Below are 17,671 nucleotides of genomic sequence, written 5' to 3' on the forward strand. Positions count from 1 at the left end.
TATATAGTCGTGACAAGGTGAATAAACCTAAACGGCATCATGTCTTTAGGAGGGTCTGCTAATCATGAATTCACTTAAGTTGACGCCATTGACTGAACGGGTACATATTTTTGTATGCTATATTTTTTTACTTTTTTTTCGATGTATTCCCTATTTCTCTCTGTAATATATATTGAGGTATATTTTTCTTTTTAAGTATATGGGAAAAGAGTTCATCTGCCACTCTCGTACTACCTTTTTTTAAAGCTATATCTAGTGCTGTATGTCCAGATTGATTTTTAATGTCAATGTCTATATCTTTATGATTCAATAATACCTTAACTACTTCTACACGATCATATAATGCAGCAAAATGCAAAGCTGTATCAACCCAAAAATCATCAGTATTAGGGAGATCATCGTCAAAATCATAATATCCAATTGTCTGGTTAGGATTAATATCTGAATTTTCCAATAACACTTGCATCACCTTCTCATGGCCATATATCGCAGCTATATGCAATACTCCAATTCTGCCCTCAAAATTATCATATCTGCTTTTATATTTATATTCTACATAGTCTGTATCTTTATCTTCATATTCATATTCAATACCATTAACTTCATCATCAAGGTCCATATGGCCATGGTTTAAGAGTACGTGCACCGATTTCCAATAGCCACACCTTACGGCATAACATAATGGTGTCATTAACTTAAAGGGTTCATTCTCAAAATACTCTTCAAAATTGGCCTCTATATCATACTTTAACAACACTTGAATCAGCTCCCAATTATCAACTTCTACAGCGTCCTGTAATAATTTTATACACATCTCATCTTGACTATCTCCATAATACTTTCTAATAGCATGATCCATATCTGAATTTTCCAATAATGTTTGAATGGTTAAAAAATGCATTTTTTTTATGACTAAATCACCGTCTGCTGCAGCTTTCCATAAAGTTTTACACACTCCTGCATGGATATTTGGATTTATACTTGGATGCTCCAATAACAGTTGAACAACGCCCCAATCACTTTTTCTTATGGCTAGTAGCAGCGGTATTCTATCATCATAACCAGCATTTGGATCTATATTGGGTTGTTCCAATAACAATTGAACAATTTCCGACCTATTCCAAAATATAGCATCAAATAAAGGAGAACGACCCAATTCTGTTTTAGCGTTTACACTTTCTGGTTCCCTTTCTAATAATGCTTTGACACAAAGTATATGTCCTTGATAAATGGCCCAATGCAAAGGAGTCATAGACATAGGAATATGTTCTTTATAAATGGCCCGATGCAAACGAGTCGTAGATATAAGAATTCCATAATCACCGTTTACACTTATAACTTCACGATCAGATAGCTCTAAGCCTTCATTCGGGCAAGATGCACAACATTTTCGTATCTTACTAGAAGGTGCTCCTACCATAGATTGCTGTGTAACCTGATACAATTGCTGACTAGATGCTTGCTTATTAGGTAATATATTTTGCTGCTGTTGCGTACAACTGCACATATAAATAAAAGCTAAACTATAAAAAGCAAAAAATGATAATTTATTGTTGGGAAATCTTGTAGTTGTTGTGGACATTATTTACTATATTAAGTATTAAGTTAGCTATGTATGGCGTGTAATGGAACGTCTACTTAAGGTACTTGCCAAAATTAAGCAATTTTATGTATAAAATCCAAATAAATACCTCAAAAATAGAGCACAACTTTTCCCCTTACCATTAGCCCTCTTGTATAGTAATTTTTAAACTCTTTTTGATAAGTTTCAGTTAATTACAGTTTGTGCTACCAATTGCATCAGCCCCTTAACGGCTGACATACATGGTCATTCTTCTTCGGATGAAGATCCTTCTTTTATAGAATAGACAATTTAAAATATGCATAGAAGCAATACGCGACTTTTTCTATAATGGTGTTTGTGGTATGCTTGTTATTGTAGGAGTAGACATATTGGAGCAAGCATTTTCTTCGCTCAAAGGTTCTTAAATTGAAGAGCTAGGCCTTATGTGTTCCGAATTAGGCCATAAGCTTGAGGTGGTATCCACTGCTCTAGAGGGAACGGCTGTTCGTAGGTTACAGTTAAGTGGATATAATAACAATGAAATCGGAGACTCATTATATAAAACCTTCGTTTTACTGAAACATACAGCAATTGAAGAATTAGATTTTACATCGCCATATATGGATGAGGAGGATGCTTCTTTAAATGATTGGAACCCAGATTCTATCCGTCGTGTATTTTTTAAATTAAATGGAACAAAGGTACGCAAAGTTAAATTCGATAAGGAGTACTATCCAGGACTAGTGGATGCGTTTAATACAAAAGTTGCCTATCCAAATGATACCATATGTTATGAAAATGGATTGCAGCGCGTATGCATGCGTACTATTATACAATCCATGCCAGACCCAAAGCATATACAAAAATTGCCTGTTCCTAACAGGCTAAAAGAAGCTATTAAAACATATGCAGCTGATATGCCTGGCCTATATATTAGGATTAGAAGGAAATAAATAGACTTATAAAAAGCACACTTTGGCTGATTCAAATGCAGATACCTACTAATCAAAAATCAGTATCCGTTCACTTGCGTGGTAGCCATATTTTATAGATTATTGATGATTTTATCCATTTTTTTTTAAAAACTACTTCTTTTAAAGCTACTTTTTTTGCTTGATCAAAAAAAGTAGCCAAAAAAAATCAAGCGCTGGTGAACAAAGCTGTTGAAAAATTCAGTCTGCAAGCTGAAAATCAGAACTCGCCCAGGCCTGCAGCCTAGGGCTCAAACAGGCTGATTTTCTACCAGCTCTCAGACTGAATTTTTCTAATCACAGCTTTGTTCAAGGCGCGTTTTTTATAAACTTACATTATTGCGCTATTTCTAAATAAGAACATGAAAAAATACGCATAGGCCACACCACTGAACGGATACAAAAATCATATTTGAGATTCTAGTAACTATGCATTATGCATAGGGGTTAGTGTAAAACATTTACCTGGTAATGCACGTAATATCCCTTGTAATTCTAATGACAATAATGCAGCTTGTAGTTCTCCCGAAGGTAACGCTGTAGTAGCACTTAAAGTATCAATGGCTATAGGTTCTGCTGCTTGTTGGAGCTGTTTTAAGATCATTTCTTCTGAAGGAGTAAGCTGGTAAGTGGCATAAATGTCTTTTTTGGGTAGTTTTTTGGTAGGTTCTGTCCAGTTCATAATATAGGCTAAATCATTGATATGGGTCAAGAGATGCGCTTGATTGCGCTTAATGAGTTGATGGCACCCTGCAGAAGTCGCTGCGTAAATATTACCCGGTAACGCAAAAACCTCTCGGTGGTAATTATTGGCATAATAGGCTGTTATCAATGCACCACTTTTTTCTTTTGCTTCAATAATAATGGTTACATCTGATAGGCCTGCTATAATTCTATTGCGAGCCACGAAAGAATATGCCTTTAGTCCACTATCTATAGGATACTCTGAGAGCAATCCTCCTCCAAGCATACACATTTGAATAGCTATTTTTGTGTGCATGGTGGGATAAATTTTATTCAAGCTTGTCGGGAGTACGGCCACTGTGGCTAACCCTAACGCCAATGCTTGCTTATGTGCCCATATATCTGCACCATAGGCCAGACCACTTACTATAAGTGGCTGATAGGGAAGTAGTTGTTCTAAAAATTTAGTAATGGATGTTTGTCCATAGGACGTAAGTTGCCTGGTTCCAATAATACTAACCACGCGCCGTTGATTCAGTGCTGCTTTTCCCTTATAGTAAAGAATAGGAGGGTTGTCTGGTAATTCAATTAACCGTTGGGGATAATCATCTTCCTCTGTAGTTATCAGTTGAATTCCTTCTTGCTCATGTAGTTGCAGAATCGTTTTTGCTTGAGCCAGTCTACTGTTTGCAGAAATATGTTGAGCTATTTTTTGCGGTAGATAGGAATTTCTGCTATTAGCAGCTTCGAATATGGCTTTGGCACTTCCAAAATGCACTAATAATTTCTTTAACCAGGTACAGCCTATACCTGGTATCAAAGAAAGTGCTAATCGGTAGTGTTTTTCTTCTGGGCCCATTATATTACTAAATAGCGTAAGTTAGGATACCCGCTCACCTGCGTAGCAACCATATCTTATAGATTACAGAAAATTGCTAATATTTAATAATTAAAGCTACTTTTTTTGCTTGATCAAAAAAAGTAGCTTTAAAAATCACATCTTATATAACAAACGCATATTCAGTAAAGTAGCCCTCCTCTAAAAATCTACTTCTCTAAAAAAACCACTGTTTTTTTACAAAAACTGACTTTGGCATTATAATAATTAATTTTCAGGCTCCTTTGTAAAAAAACTATCTCTGTGCATTTTATGTATTTTCTTTTCGCATACTAGCGCATGATGCTCTTGCATTTACCCACAACTTAAGCGCATTGGCCTGATCAAACACACCTTTATTTCTTTTTTTTTGTGGCCATAAATAATGTGTAGTTATCATAACCAAACTATTGATTAACATACAAGGAAAGGCACCGTTTACATCTGTTACTGGTTCAACCCATTTATTCCAAATTATAATGGCTAATATACCTGTAGCCATACCGGTCAATACACTATAGGAACTACTCCGAAAACCTAAAATAGTTAAGATAAAAGGGCCAGTTACAATAGGTATAAAGCAATCAAAACCTAATTTTATTAATTCCATTAAATCATTGCAGTAAAAGCTAAGCATCAAAGAGAATATACCTAAAATAGGCGTTGTGATTTTAGCTAATAGAAACTGATGCCTATCGGGATTTTTTTTCTTATAGACTATATCCGTTATTTCCTGACTAATCATAATGGCAGAAGAGTTTATGTGAGAATCGGCGGTAGACATAGATACAGCTAATAAACTTATAACCACAAAACCTTTAAACAGGGGTGAAATATTTGATAGGATATGACCCCAAACCACTGTTGCTGGTAAATCTGGTGCACTGACAAATGCAAATAAACCAATTAATAACATAAACAATTTAATATACAAGCTACCCATACCGGTATGAAGGAAAACTTTACTGGCTTGGAAGTGATCGGATGACATATAAATCCTTTGAATATTTGGGGGGCTTATATTGAACACTAGACGAGATAAAAATAATGTAAGCATACTCCATAAGTTATGATTAACCTGAAAAAGCTTACTAAACTGGAATCTCTCTTGCGTTTGTAAAAACGAAATAATTTCGGGCATTGGTTTCCCAATGTATCTAAATATGCAACAAGAAAGAAGGGGAAGAATTACGAGAAAAGTTCCCAGCTGCACCAGATCTGTAATTAAAACAGCATGAACACCTCCAAATGTAGAATACAAAATAAGGATTAGCATGGAAATAATGGTAATAATTTTAGGGTCAACTGAATCTATACACATACCTATGGCTATGGTCATTACATTGATTTGTATAGTAATCATAACAATAGATGCAAAAAGATTTGATAAAACAACCATTACCCTTGGGTATTTACCATATATACTACCTACGGTTTCTGACATAGAGAGGTGATGCATAAATGGAGCCATACGTAACGCTAATGGACTAATAATCCAGAAAGAAAGACAACCAGTTATAATTCCGGTAAGTATCGCGCATAGGCCAAATTTATGAACTTCCGTTACTGAATGCATCACAGTTCTTCCTCCATAAGCAGTAGCCAATACAGTAGCTACTAAATAGGCAGTAGAAAATGGCGTGTTGCCTATAGCATATTCTCGAAATGTAGTTGGAACTCTAGCAAAGCGAAATGCAATACCTAAAACAATTGACAAAAAAACCACTACCATAAGAAGGGGAATATTAAGGGGAATATTAAATAACATCATACATCATATAGATTTAAACGTGAACAAACTTTTGATACAAACTCTTATTTTAACTATTTTTTTTAAAAAAATCAAGGAATCTTAACTTGCAACGTACATTTATAATGTATGCATTACGTTTTAAGCAAAAAAACGCCCATTTCTTATATAGATTATAGATGAAATAAAGCATTTAACAAAAAGAAGTTATGTTAACCTACTTCTTTATGAGGCCGTTGCAATAGACGATTCAAAATATACATAGAAGCAGTACGCGACTTCTTATGTAATGATGTTTATGGTATAATTATTTTATAAAATGCTTATTATTAGCACTATATTTATATAGCTAGTTAACATCAGTAAGCTATCAAGTAACATGCTGAAGCGGTAGCAAGACTAAACCATGCTGTGCTACCGCCTATTATAACGGCCTCGTTATAATGGAGGGAGAGGAATAATTGTATTGGACACCTATATGGTACTTGAAGTTGGATCTGTGGATACTTCCTTTAGTACATTTTTATTAACTTTGCATAATTTTGCGGTCATGGCCTTTAAATCTTCTACCACTTTGGTAAAGCTTTCAAAATTTAATTGGTCCATAGTATCCGTTGCACTATGGTAATTAACATCTCTCTTATCAGCCGTATCAGTGATCATAATAGCTTTATAACCCTGGTTCCAAAAAGATTTATGATCAGATCGTCCAATTCCTGGATCTAGTTTATATGGTAGAGATATATAATGCATTGGAAATGCTTTTTTAGTTTTTTTATAGCTGGACGTACATTCTTTTAAAAAACCGTAGGAATCTATATTACTAACAAAACCAATAAAATTCCCTTTACTATGATACGGAAGCCCTATTAACCATCTAAGCCATGAGGGAAGATATGGAGGATAGTCTTGGCTTTTTGTGTTATCAGTATAATTACCTAAACATTCAAGTGATATCATACCTTTTATAGCTTCATTATGTTCTCTAGCTTTTGTTGCGTAGTTTACGCTCCCCATATTATTTCCGAAAAATGCACCGGTTACTGTGTCCTTGCTATAAGGGGATTCTTCATTAGGAAAGGCCACTAGTTTTAAAGTTTTTTTAAGCTTACAATCATATTGTTTCATATACCTTGCGATTTCTAAGAGAGCCGCTACGCCTGAAGCGTTGTCATTAGCTCCAGGTGAAGTATTAACTGTATCATAGTGCGCGCCTATTACAATAGATTCATTTTTACGGTTACAGCCAGGACTGCTGTTAATGACAACTTCTATATTTTTCATTACATAAGTCTGATCATTATACGTTGCAGCATATTCATGAATTTTAAGGTTAGGTTCCGTAAATCCCATTGCTTTAAATTGTTGTACAATATAGTTAGCTGCTGCTTCTAATTTTTCAAAATTAGACTGATTTTCAATATTTCTAATTCCTATTGTATGTGACAAGTTGTGGACATGATCTTTTAAACGATCTTTTTCTAGAGAATCAACTGTTTTCATATAAACATGTGATTGGCTACAGCTACTTTGTGTGATCACTACCAGCACAATAGCTGCGAGCCATATTATTTTTCGATTCATTAACTCTTTTCTAATTGATTTAGTATTGTGTTGCATTTGCTTAAAATTTTGTTTGCTTGAAATGTTGAAATTACTAACACATTATGAATATCCTGCAAACAAAAAAAGTAAGCGTTACCTCTACCATAAGCGTTACCTCTACTATGCATTTAGCTATTTAGTTTTTGATACTTCCTCTTTACGCCAACCAAATATATCAAACTTTCATCAGCGTAGCGCAATTTATGAACTTTATTTCTAAAATACTATTATATTTTAAGTTTTCGGAACGAAATCGATATTTAGTATAGAAGATGTAACCTATTACTTAGTATCCGTTCAGTGGTGTGGCCTATTCGTATTTTTTCACGTTCGTATTTAGAAATGCGCAATAATGTAAGTTTATAAAAAACGCGCCTTGAACAAAGCTGTGACTAGAAAATTTCAGGCTGAAAGCTATTAGAAAATCATCTTGAGGCCGTTGCAATAGACAATTAGTACTTAGGACGTTGAAATATAAAATAGTACCATTAAACGAATAAAAATATGAAAAAGCAGTTTATCCTTCTTAGGTTGTTTTTATTAGGTAGCAGTTTTACGGCATGCCAGATTAGCAACCAAACAAACAATAGATCCTATAGACAAGACAAAAAAGATAAAAATACGGCTTCCAAATGAGTTAACGGAACAAATAATGCAATGTATGCCTGGATTGGTTCTAAAGGAGCAAAAGCGCTAGCTATGGTTTTGGAAAATAATAGCACAATTACGGAAATTGACCTGAGTTATAATAATATTGGTTTTGCAGGGGCAAAAGCGCTAACTACAGCTATGGAAAAGAATAGTACAATTCGATATATTGATCTTTGTAACAACAATGGTCTTGAATGGCAACCAAATCTAGCTACAGATTTGAAAAAAAGACGCATAAAGGTTAATTTCATACTATAGTATCCGTTCACTTGCGTGGAAGCCATATTTTATAGATTATAGCAAAATCTATATATCTTCATCTTCATTCTTGAATTTCTTGAATAGCTGATACCCAATTGTAAGTGTAAAGCAGTAGTTTTTCATATTTTCTTCTTCACATTTGCTACCAAGTCGCTTATAAGCTTCATAACGGCTACGTTCTCCTTCAATTTGGGAATAGTTTTGTATTTCACCTATTTTTGTCCTAAGCATACCTAAAAATCCTAGTATGCCTCTTAGATCTAGATACAATCCAGAATCCCATTCGTACGCTGTTCCAAGTGATAGAGCGATGTCCCCCTTAGCTAATAAGGTAGCTAAATCACCTGTAGGTTCAAATTTCTCTTCCTTAGAATTGTTGGAATTTTTAACTAGCCAAATTCTTTTAGGAATAAAGTTAAATACTCCAGTTAAGCATATTTTCCAGATACCTGTATTCGGCCTAAGACTTAATGGGTATATACACATTCCTCCTGATAAAAATACGGTATGGTTAATGATTTTTAGATAGGATTGATCCAAATTTTGCTGTTCATCAACTACTAAAGTACCACCTTGGCGTAGGTAACCTACCCCAACTTCGGCACCTATATATTTATTTTCAGCAAATTCTACACATATACTCCCAGTAAATCCTGGATTTTCTAAAAAACTATGTTTCTTAACTTTTCCCTTAATACCAACTGAATCTAATCCAGTAAAATCAAAATTTTTCCAAGTGCTCCAAAAGGAAGAGCCACTTATTCCGGCTTTTGCACCTATCCCCCAGTATTCTATACCGGCCTTTTTTTTGCTATCCTGATCTGCATATGCATAATCTCCCTGTAAAGTAATATATATCAATGTACTGATTATTATATTTTTTTTGGAAATCAACTTTTTTAAATTGATCCTATTGTTAACTAACATAGTAAAAAAGATTAGATGTTTAATACCAGACTGTGGTGACGTATATTGATATTGATATTGATTCAAACTCTTGATGGCGCACTTTTCCCATAGAACAAAATTTTTCTCTTCTTGTTTGGAATGATATTTTCTTAACAAGGCTACTGCTGCTGGCCAATCCCTATGGAGGCCTCCCCTGTGCTGGTTTCTTAATAAGGCCATTCATCAAGTTAAAATTAGCCTTGTATTATCCTATTACTATAGAAGCTTTTTGTAGATTGCCTTCCAATGCATGCTTTAAATTTTTATATGCCGTGCTTTGCAGTGCCTCATTGGGGATAATGCTTTTTAGAATGGTTACTATATCAATAATTTCTGTGTTGCCATTTTTATATGTACATGACCTATGTACAGATAGCCAGGGTGAATCTATCTTGAAATTTAACTTTTCACAATTTTTAATGTGCGTTTTTTCTATGATAGAATGATTTTCAATAATACAAGGATCCCCTATAAAAACATCTGATACCTGATCAGGAGCAGTAGACACAGTGTTTTCAAACCAATTCTTAAAGTAACAAATCGAATCTAAAATTAAAGCAGACCCTAAATTTGTTTGAAAGATCTTGTTTTTTTGTTGAAATGCATACCTTATCGTAATGTCCTGTACAATAGAAGAAGTAAAATCGGGTAAATCCATAAATTTCTTTTCTTCATCGGTAAGATATACGTTACTTATCTTATAAAAGATAAAGTCTTTCAATGCTTCATTTGAAGAATTTAGCGCTATTTGTGTTAAATCTAACGAAGAAGCTCCTTTAAACACCATAGTACCCTGTTGGTTTACCACATTGTCCTGTATAGCTAATCTATTATAGCATAGGATTTTGGAAGTGGTAGGATTTATGGGAGGAACCTGTATTAAACCACCTTCCTTATGATCCAATAGTAACGCATCTCTATCAGCAACATCTGGAAAAATCCCTTGCGCCATACTAACTTTATTTGTTGGATCAATCCAATATACGTTTTTTTCATTATTGGTTACTTTTAGCATTGCATGGTTAAATCCTAAATGAGGTAGCAACGCACAGTCAGCTATTATCTTAGTATTTGCAGTACTACCTCTATGCACAAGAAGAGGCTGTACTTGATAACCCAGCTTTTGTAAAATAGAAGCAGTAGCAGCAGAAAAATCTTTGCAGTCTCCCATTTGGAAATGAGCAGTTTTTTCTAGATCTCTAGGGAAATGGCCACCTTTTACAGTACGCCAATCTCCCATATATTGTATCTGTTTATTCAATTCTGAAGTAACATAATTGATGGTTGCCTCATCCCCTTCTTTAGTAGCAGCAACTTCTGCTATGGCTACAAAACTTTTGGGAAGGGGTTGATTGATTACTTTATAATATTCAGTGGCAAATGCTTGTGCGAACTCTTTCCAGCTACTTACATTAGACAAAGATACCCATGTCCTATATTTTTTATTTACAAAATAAGATCTTTCGTTCGTTACAGACCATTCTTGAATAGGCTTTTCTAAAGTAATAACTATATTATGTGTGTCTTGCTTGTATGGTTCATGGGAAACTTTCAATACGTTTTTAGGATCATTTACTTTAACTTTTAAAGGTATTTTTGACTGAATTCTAGTATTATATGATTTTATATAACTTCCCGTATAATATAAAACCTCTCCAAAAAAGTTTTTGATAGGGGCCTTTTTCCTAAAAATCTTATACTTTAGGTATATTTCTGAACCGAGCTCTATTTTAGGGAAAGCTATGGCTATTTGCCTTTCAGTATCAAAACCAGACTTTAAACTAGATACAGCTTTATCCTGAATCATATTTTTAACCACTTTGTATTCCTTGCCTTGGCAAATAGTTTTTGCTTCTAGGATAGTAATTTGCATGTTTTGATTATTGTAATCTATTCGATAAGGTGCAAATATTTCACGCCCATGTTCTTTCAAGATTTTACTGCGCGACTCTACGATAGAGGTATAAGTGCCATCTGCATTAACAAACATATCTTCTTGAATGTCAGATTCTAATTCCAGTTGTTCATATTTAGACCATTTGGCTTCAGCTATGGGCATGCTAAAGATAAAGAATGGCCATAAATAGAAAAGTATCTTTACATGTCTTATGCTAGCTGGTAAAGCACACTTGTTCAAGATAGTTAAACTGTATACCCGCAGCTTATGTTTAAATGGTAACTTTTGCATAGCGTTTAAATAAATAATATGTAGTTCTTAGACTTTATTAATATGCTTAATCCTGAGCCGACGTAATCGTATATTATATTATTTATAATATTCATAAATATAAAACAAAATAATATTCATAAGTGTATATAATACTCATAATATATAAAATAAAAAAGGCTAAATCCCATGTAATCCCTAAGCTCTATTATTAAATCTTAATCCTAATGTATCCATCTTAAAAATAGCTAAAACGTTTTTCTTTAAAAAATAAGATGCTTACATGCAACCACTTCCCTCTTACATTTTTTTCTTTTAAATTTTACTAAATTCATAAAAAAACAACCATTACTTTCTTTTTGTGCTAGGTAGCCTATATGTCCCATTTCAAATTCTTTCCATTATGACCCATGTATCTACACATTGCCGCATCCGAACGGGAACCGATGACTTTAAAACCCTATTGTTGCATAGTGATGTATTTGTAGATAAAAGCTTAATGATTCAAGCATTATTGGAAGAAAGCAGCGAGGTAATACTGATTACCCGTCCCAGACGTTGGGGTAAAAGCTTGAACATGGATATGTTGCGTAAGTTTTTTGAAATCGAAGTAGATCAGACAGGAAATCCTTTAGCTGAAACAGATCGTGTCAATCAGAAGCTATTCTTGGGTGGAGCCATTGATTTAAAATTAGCAACGGGAAGGAAAAAAATACTACAAAAGCTTAAAATAGCAGCTTATACAGATATTATAAATGAATATCAGGGACAATTTCCAGTCATCTTACTTAACCTGAAAGATGTTAAAGGGAGTTCTTACCAAGAAATCGAGAAAGGCATTAAAGATCAAATTATAACATTATTTTCCTGCCATCGTTATCTAAGCGTACACCTAGCAGCATCAGGGGGGGTACTGGATAATGCTCAAAAAGAGAAATTACAGCGCTATTTGGATNNAGGGGGCCTTTTTCTATTATATTATTCCTATAGTAGGAAATATCGTTGTACGTATTTATTTTTAAAGACAAGTGATCCCATCGTTTAAGCCATTTATACTTTAACGTAAAGAGCCTTTCTCCTATATGGTCGTTGTGATAAATGGGGAAATGACCATTAGTGAGCAAATGACCATTTATGCTTCCATCGTGGGTAGAAGATGCGCTGGCTTGGCTGATAAGTATGCTGCCGTTTATTTGATTGAAATTGCGTACGGAAGGGGGTTCTTGAGTGGATTTTGTACGTTTGTAGTAGTCGGACTGATAGTTGAAATCTATTCCCAAGCACCCTAATCCTATACCATACTTTCCTTTTATATCAAATAGCTCTTTCCCTGATTTTGTATCCCATAGTTTCGGAATATAAGCAATCTGTGCCGACCAAATACCTTTTAGTAGGGAGAGGTTGTGGAGAGAAAGGTCTCCATAAATACATCTTAGTAGGGAGGGGTTGTGGCTAGAGAGGTATCCATAAGAGAGTAGTAATGAATAAATGCCTAGCCTGCAATAGTGATTAAAAGGCAAGATAAGTTCCTTCTTTTCTGATGGCAAGAGAAAATGTGTTTCGGGTGCAGGCGTGAATGGTAAATGTTCTAGCGTTAGATCTTTTATGATGGCTAAAGGTTTGTAGCTTTTTTTGGATGGCCGGGTGGGAGCCTTAAAAAATAGTCTTTGCTCCTGACTTATTTTATTTTTTTTTTGTTTTTCAATTACAAACTCAGCATCCTTGATTGCTCCTGTCTGCGTTTCTGCATAGCATATAGCACCATGCGTCCAAAAAAATGTGCAAATAAATGGCCAAATATATTTCATTTTTGCTAATTGTTTAAGAAAAGAAAAAATGTGCTAATGCTGTATGGTTGTTAGTTACTTGTTTGGTATCTGGCCCTGTTTCTATTATCGTTTACCGTTGTAACCAGTTACAGTAGCAAGCCCAAAAGATATTTTCCTCTAGTATAATGTTTTTAAAATTACGAAATGTCCGCGAGAACATCACTAGATCTTTTGCGAATCTACATAATAGATACTTATACGCTTGATTTTCAGACTTCAGACTGAATTTTCCAACAGCTTTGTTCATCAGCGCTTGATTTTTTTTGTTTTTTTATCAAGAAAAAAATAACAGTAATGATTTAATTATGTTTTTCTACTTTGCTAGGTTCACATGTATCAAAATTAAAATAGGTATTAGGGTAATCTTCTGGAGCGTAAGTATAATGCCACCATTCCTTCTCATAGGCTACAAATCCATGTTTTTCCATTATTTTTTTCAGAAAATTTCGATTTTGTGTTTGTTCTTCTGTGACTAGATTAGAGTTATGGTTAGATGATACATCAAGAAAATCAAAATGGGTTCCCATATCCACTGTCCCATCATTTAAGTACATAATGCTTGTTCCATCAGCAAGCGTTCGGATTTCTTTAACGAGCTGAGTTGAGTAGTGTTTCTTTTTACTTATAATGGTTAAATCGAAAGTACTCCCTCGGCTATGACCTGATTTTTTTGATATATAACCTTTTTTAAATAAATCTTCTTTATTTTCTCTTGGGTAATAGAGTCCTTTATTTTTATCACTATATACTTTGGATTGACTCCATGCTAAAATAAAATTTGTCGCTTTTTGAGGACGATACACATCGTATAGTACCATGCGGTAACCTTGGCTATCGAAGTCATCATTGGCCTTTTTTAAAGCTTCTGCTGCTGATTTAGTACAAGAAAACCTGCGTCCCGTATAACCAGTAAATTTTTGGCCTATGAAATTCCAATTACCAGATCTATAATAACGCGGTATGCCTTTTATTTTTTTATCTATTTCATCAAGATATACAAAATCTTCAGGTCTCTTGTCTTCCAGTTGCTCTAGTCTACTTTCTTCCTTTGTAGGTTTTTTGCTTAATAAACTTTCAGATTTCTGAATAAGTCCTATCCCCACCACAAACCCTATCCCTATTGTTAGATTTTTAAAAATATTATTGGTTTTCATTTGTAGGTTTTTTGTTTAATAAACTTTCAGATTTCTGAATAAGTCCTATCCCCACTACAAAACCTATCCCTATGTTAGATTTTTAAATATATTATTGGTTTTCATTTAAAAAAATAAAGTATTTTTATATTTGATTATAATGTATTTGTTCAATTGGTCATTCCAACCAATATTTTTTTCATAATGAACAAAATCATCCATAATCCATTTTTCCATCATGCAGAAAATCGTTAACTTAATTTGATCTTTTAGTGTTTAATTTTAGCATTTTTATTAGGTGTTTGGTCCCATAAGGTTTCTGTTGTAAGTTAAGTTTTTACAAAATACACAATTATAATATGCTTCACCACAATCAGTGACTAAACACCTAGTTTACGTTTTTTTATCCATAAAAGCCCTTTGCAGAGGGTCTTTTTTACTTAAGAAGGGCTTCTTTTGATTAAGTAATAATCTATTTTATTGGATTTTTGTAAAAATTGATAGAAGTGTGTTATATTGTAATCCATTAGTTATATGATGCTTATCTGCACCCTTAATAAAAAGTTATGTAGACGGTTTGCATAATTTTTTGTGTAAGTGCTTGATTTTTTTGCTTCCATAATTTTTGATTACTCAAAAAATGTAGCAGATCAGTATCAGTATGTAACATCATTTAATAATTGTAATGGTAATAGATTTTTCATAACGTCAAGAAGCAGAAAGATGAAGAGGCCTTTTTTAGGTAAGAAACGGGTTGTGGCACCAGTAGGTATATTGCGAGATTGGGTAGGTTCTATATTTTTTGCCGCTATGTTTGCTACCTTAATCCGTTGGATGGTTATAGGTCTGTACATTATACCTTCTGGCTCAATGGAGTCAACGCTCTTAACAGGAGATTTCGTGTTGGTAAGTAAATTACACTATGGTGCCCGTACACCCATTACCCCTCTACAAATTCCCATAACCCATCAAATTATTCCCGGTACAAAAATCCCTTCTTATGTTGACTGGATTACATTGCCTCAATACCGCTTGCCTGGTTTTAGCAAGGTGCAACGAAATGATATTATTGTATTTAACACGCCATTAGGTACTGAACCGCTTGATTTACGCGAATATTGGATCAAGCGTTGCATTGCAATTCCTGGAGACGTAGTACGTATAGATCATAAGCAACTTTATGTTAATGATAAGCTGGCTGATACATGTGATACGATTCAATATCGTTACTTTATGAAAACGAAACGAAAATTATCTTCTGCTTTTTTTGAAAAAAATGATATTATCGTTGAGAAAAGTGCTATCAGTCATCCAGATATATCTATTGTTTCTGGCCATGAGGGGTATATTATTTATGCTACACCCAACAAAGTTAAACAACTTACTACTATTCTTCCATCCTATATACAGTCTGTGGAACCAGTAGAAGATGAAGAAATACAGCCTAATAACTATCCCAGTAGTATGTTATGGGATGATACCAAAGGTGCTATGGATCCCCTTACTTGGCATAAGGGTAATTTTGGTTTGCTGGTGCGTACAGTTTTAGGTTGGACGAAGGATAATTTTGGCCCCCTTACAGTTCCTAAAAAAGGAATGTCTATTCACATGGATGAGAAAAACATCCTATTGTATGGTCATGCTATAGCAAATTTTGAGGGAAAAAAAACTATAAAATTCACGCAGAAGGAGTGCTGGATAGATGGTCAACAGGTAAAGCAATATACTTTTGTTAAAAATTATTATTTCGTGATGGGAGACAATCGAGATCAGTCTAAGGACTCTAGATTTATTGGATTTATTCCAGAAGAACATATTACTGGAAAGGCAATTATGGTTCTGTTATCTTCAAGAAAAAAAAGTTTGTTCAGTGGTATCCGTTGGAACCGATTGTTTCATATGGTCTAAAATAGTAGAAAAAAACGGGCTTGTCACAATATTTCTTGCTACTTTTTGTTTCATCAAAAAATAACCCAAAAGTAAAACATATTTTCTCCAATTCTAAATTTGCACTTAACAATAGCAGTTCCATTGGGGGATCACCATACTTAAGAAAAAGCTTACTCAACCACTTTTCTCTTACATTTTTTTCTTTTAAATTTTGCTAAATTCATAAAAAAGCAGCTGTTACCTTCTTTTTGTGTTAGGCAGCCTATATGTCCCATTTCAAATTCTTTCCATTATGACCCATGTATCTACGCATTCCCGCATCCGAACGGGAACCGATGACTTTTATGACCTATTAGTAAATAGTGATGTATTTGTAGATAAAAGCTTAATGATTCAGGCCTTACTAGATGAGCCTAGTAAGGTAATACTGATTACCCGTCCCAGACGTTGGGGTAAAAGCTTGAACATGGATATGCTGCGCAAATTTTTTGAAATTGAAGTAGACCAAGAAGGGCATAAACTAGCAGAAGAAGCACGCACAAATTATTTGCTTTTTAAGGGAGGTAGTATAGATATAGGATTTAACGAAACTAAAGTACTCTATCCTTTAAAAATTGCCAGTTATCCCCATGCTATGAAACGCCAGGGGCAATTTCCAGTCATCTTGCTTAACCTGAAAGATGTTAAGGGGAGTTCTTACCAAGAAATCGAGAAAGGCATTAAAGATCAAATTATAACATTATTTTCCTGCCATCGTTATCTAAGCGTACATCTAGCAGCATCAGGGGGGGTACTGGATAATGCTCAAAAAGAGAAACTACAGCGCTATTTGGATGGAAAACTCGATAAAAATGATTTAAAACAAGGGTTGCGTTTTTTAAGCGAACTGCTCTACAAACATTTTAACCAAAAGGTTTATATCTTGATTGATGAATATGATACCCCTATCAATAGTTCGTATATTAAATTTGGTAGCCAAAGTGAATCCTTTGAAGAAATTTTAGAACTATTCCGTGGAATTTTTGGTAGCGCCTTAAAAAGCAATCCCTATTTAGAAAAAGGCGTTATCACAGGCATATTACGCATAGCCAAAGCCAATCTCTTTTCAGATCTCAATAATGTACGGGAATATACGTTGTTGGATAAAAACTTCACACAATTTTATGGTTTTACGCAAAGCGAAGTAGATGACTTGCTTAGTAAGGTGCCTACCCAAACGGAACCAGCAAAAATCAAAGATTGGTATAATGGCTATACTTTTGGGGGTGAGGTAATTTATAATCCTTGGTCTATGATGCAATGTCTAGCTAGCGAAGGCTTGCTTGACTACTATTGGTTAGA

The 17,671-nt window shown here is 34.3% G+C and carries 13 protein-coding genes (1 of these 13 only partly in view); 6 read left to right on the forward strand and 7 right to left on the reverse strand.

The window, feature by feature from the left end; all coding sequences use genetic code 11:
• Nucleotides 1-127 precede the first annotated feature (127 nt).
• Nucleotides 128-1,507, reverse strand: coding sequence for an ankyrin repeat domain-containing protein (locus EDM02_RS02355; RefSeq protein ID WP_184891097.1), 1,380 nt, complete (start codon nt 1,505-1,507; stop codon nt 128-130).
• A gap of 500 nt (nt 1,508-2,007) precedes the next feature.
• Here EDM02_RS02355 and EDM02_RS02360 point away from each other — a divergent pair, with 500 nt between their 5' ends.
• Nucleotides 2,008-2,517, forward strand: coding sequence for a hypothetical protein (locus EDM02_RS02360; RefSeq protein WP_123662764.1), 510 nt, complete (start codon nt 2,008-2,010; stop codon nt 2,515-2,517).
• 445 nt (nt 2,518-2,962) lie between these two features.
• Here the strand turns inward: EDM02_RS02360 and dprA are convergent, their stop codons facing one another.
• The 3 genes from dprA to EDM02_RS02375 form a co-directional block, all read right to left on the reverse strand.
• Nucleotides 2,963-4,078, reverse strand: a complete 1,116-nt coding sequence (dprA, locus tag EDM02_RS02365) for a DNA-processing protein DprA (RefSeq protein ID WP_123662766.1) — start codon at nt 4,076-4,078, stop codon at nt 2,963-2,965.
• Between the two features lie 289 nt (nt 4,079-4,367).
• Nucleotides 4,368-5,867 (reverse strand): sodium:solute symporter family protein, encoded by a 1,500-nt coding sequence (locus tag EDM02_RS02370; RefSeq protein WP_123662767.1) that lies wholly within the window; start codon nt 5,865-5,867, stop codon nt 4,368-4,370.
• A gap of 453 nt (nt 5,868-6,320) precedes the next feature.
• On the reverse strand, nt 6,321-7,466 hold the full coding sequence (locus EDM02_RS02375) for a M28 family peptidase (protein ID WP_123662769.1): 1,146 nt from the start codon (nt 7,464-7,466) through the stop codon (nt 6,321-6,323).
• Nucleotides 7,467-7,955: 489 nt separating this feature from the next.
• Here EDM02_RS02375 and EDM02_RS05985 point away from each other — a divergent pair, with 489 nt between their 5' ends.
• Entirely contained in the window at nt 7,956-8,087 is a 132-nt protein-coding gene (locus EDM02_RS05985; protein WP_260215022.1) for a hypothetical protein, read from the forward strand.
• 21 nt (nt 8,088-8,108) lie between these two features.
• Nucleotides 8,109-8,360 carry a hypothetical protein gene (locus tag EDM02_RS02380; RefSeq protein ID WP_123662771.1) on the forward strand — a complete coding sequence of 84 codons (252 nt, stop codon included), beginning with the start codon at nt 8,109-8,111 and terminating at the stop codon, nt 8,358-8,360.
• 48 nt (nt 8,361-8,408) lie between these two features.
• Here the strand turns inward: EDM02_RS02380 and EDM02_RS02385 are convergent, their stop codons facing one another.
• Together EDM02_RS02385 and EDM02_RS02390 are read right to left on the reverse strand one after the other, a co-directional pair.
• Complete coding sequence (locus EDM02_RS02385; RefSeq protein ID WP_123662773.1) at nt 8,409-9,491, reverse strand: hypothetical protein; 1,083 nt, start codon at nt 9,489-9,491, stop codon at nt 8,409-8,411.
• Between the two features lie 25 nt (nt 9,492-9,516).
• Nucleotides 9,517-11,499: a DUF3857 domain-containing protein gene (locus EDM02_RS02390; RefSeq protein ID WP_221179593.1), complete on the reverse strand. Its 1,983-nt coding sequence runs from the start codon at nt 11,497-11,499 to the stop codon at nt 9,517-9,519.
• A 382-nt stretch (nt 11,500-11,881) separates the two neighbouring features.
• On the opposite strand from EDM02_RS02390, the gene EDM02_RS02395 reads away from it, so the two are divergent.
• Nucleotides 11,882-12,523, forward strand: a complete 642-nt coding sequence (locus tag EDM02_RS02395) for an AAA family ATPase (protein WP_123662775.1) — start codon at nt 11,882-11,884, stop codon at nt 12,521-12,523.
• A gap of 1,083 nt (nt 12,524-13,606) precedes the next feature.
• Here the strand turns inward: EDM02_RS02395 and EDM02_RS02400 are convergent.
• Nucleotides 13,607-14,461 carry a M15 family metallopeptidase gene (locus EDM02_RS02400; RefSeq protein ID WP_123662777.1) on the reverse strand — a complete coding sequence of 285 codons (855 nt, stop codon included), beginning with the start codon at nt 14,459-14,461 and terminating at the stop codon, nt 13,607-13,609.
• Between the two features lie 702 nt (nt 14,462-15,163).
• On the opposite strand from EDM02_RS02400, the gene lepB reads away from it, so the two are divergent.
• Together lepB and EDM02_RS05800 are read left to right on the forward strand one after the other, a co-directional pair.
• Nucleotides 15,164-16,348 (forward strand): signal peptidase I, encoded by a 1,185-nt coding sequence (gene lepB, locus EDM02_RS02405; RefSeq protein WP_123662779.1) that lies wholly within the window; start codon nt 15,164-15,166, stop codon nt 16,346-16,348.
• A gap of 274 nt (nt 16,349-16,622) precedes the next feature.
• On the forward strand, nt 16,623-17,671 hold the start of the coding sequence (locus tag EDM02_RS05800; protein WP_221179594.1) for an AAA family ATPase. It continues 1,108 nt past the right edge of the window; the window shows 1,049 of its 2,157 coding nt (coding positions 1-1,049); it begins with the start codon at nt 16,623-16,625; its stop codon lies off the right edge, out of view.

It is taken from the genome of Candidatus Cardinium hertigii (genome assembly GCF_003788695.1).

What these genes read in the sequence shown, in the direction of transcription:
- EDM02_RS02355 (WP_184891097.1), bottom strand. Translation starts at nt 1,507, where the DNA reads ATGTGCAGTTGTACGCAACAGCAGCAAAATATATTACCTAATAAGCAA.
- EDM02_RS02360 (WP_123662764.1), top strand. Translation starts at nt 2,008, where the DNA reads ATGTGTTCCGAATTAGGCCATAAGCTTGAGGTGGTATCCACTGCTCTA.
- dprA (WP_123662766.1), bottom strand. Translation starts at nt 4,078, where the DNA reads ATGGGCCCAGAAGAAAAACACTACCGATTAGCACTTTCTTTGATACCA.
- EDM02_RS02370 (WP_123662767.1), bottom strand. Translation starts at nt 5,867, where the DNA reads ATGATGTTATTTAATATTCCCCTTAATATTCCCCTTCTTATGGTAGTG.
- EDM02_RS02375 (WP_123662769.1), bottom strand. Translation starts at nt 7,466, where the DNA reads ATGCAACACAATACTAAATCAATTAGAAAAGAGTTAATGAATCGAAAA.
- EDM02_RS05985 (WP_260215022.1), top strand. Translation starts at nt 7,956, where the DNA reads ATGAAAAAGCAGTTTATCCTTCTTAGGTTGTTTTTATTAGGTAGCAGT.
- EDM02_RS02380 (WP_123662771.1), top strand. Translation starts at nt 8,109, where the DNA reads ATGTATGCCTGGATTGGTTCTAAAGGAGCAAAAGCGCTAGCTATGGTT.
- EDM02_RS02385 (WP_123662773.1), bottom strand. Translation starts at nt 9,491, where the DNA reads ATGGCCTTATTAAGAAACCAGCACAGGGGAGGCCTCCATAGGGATTGG.
- EDM02_RS02390 (WP_221179593.1), bottom strand. Translation starts at nt 11,499, where the DNA reads ATGCAAAAGTTACCATTTAAACATAAGCTGCGGGTATACAGTTTAACT.
- EDM02_RS02400 (WP_123662777.1), bottom strand. Translation starts at nt 14,461, where the DNA reads ATGAAAACCAATAATATTTTTAAAAATCTAACAATAGGGATAGGGTTT.
- lepB (WP_123662779.1), top strand. Translation starts at nt 15,164, where the DNA reads ATGAAGAGGCCTTTTTTAGGTAAGAAACGGGTTGTGGCACCAGTAGGT.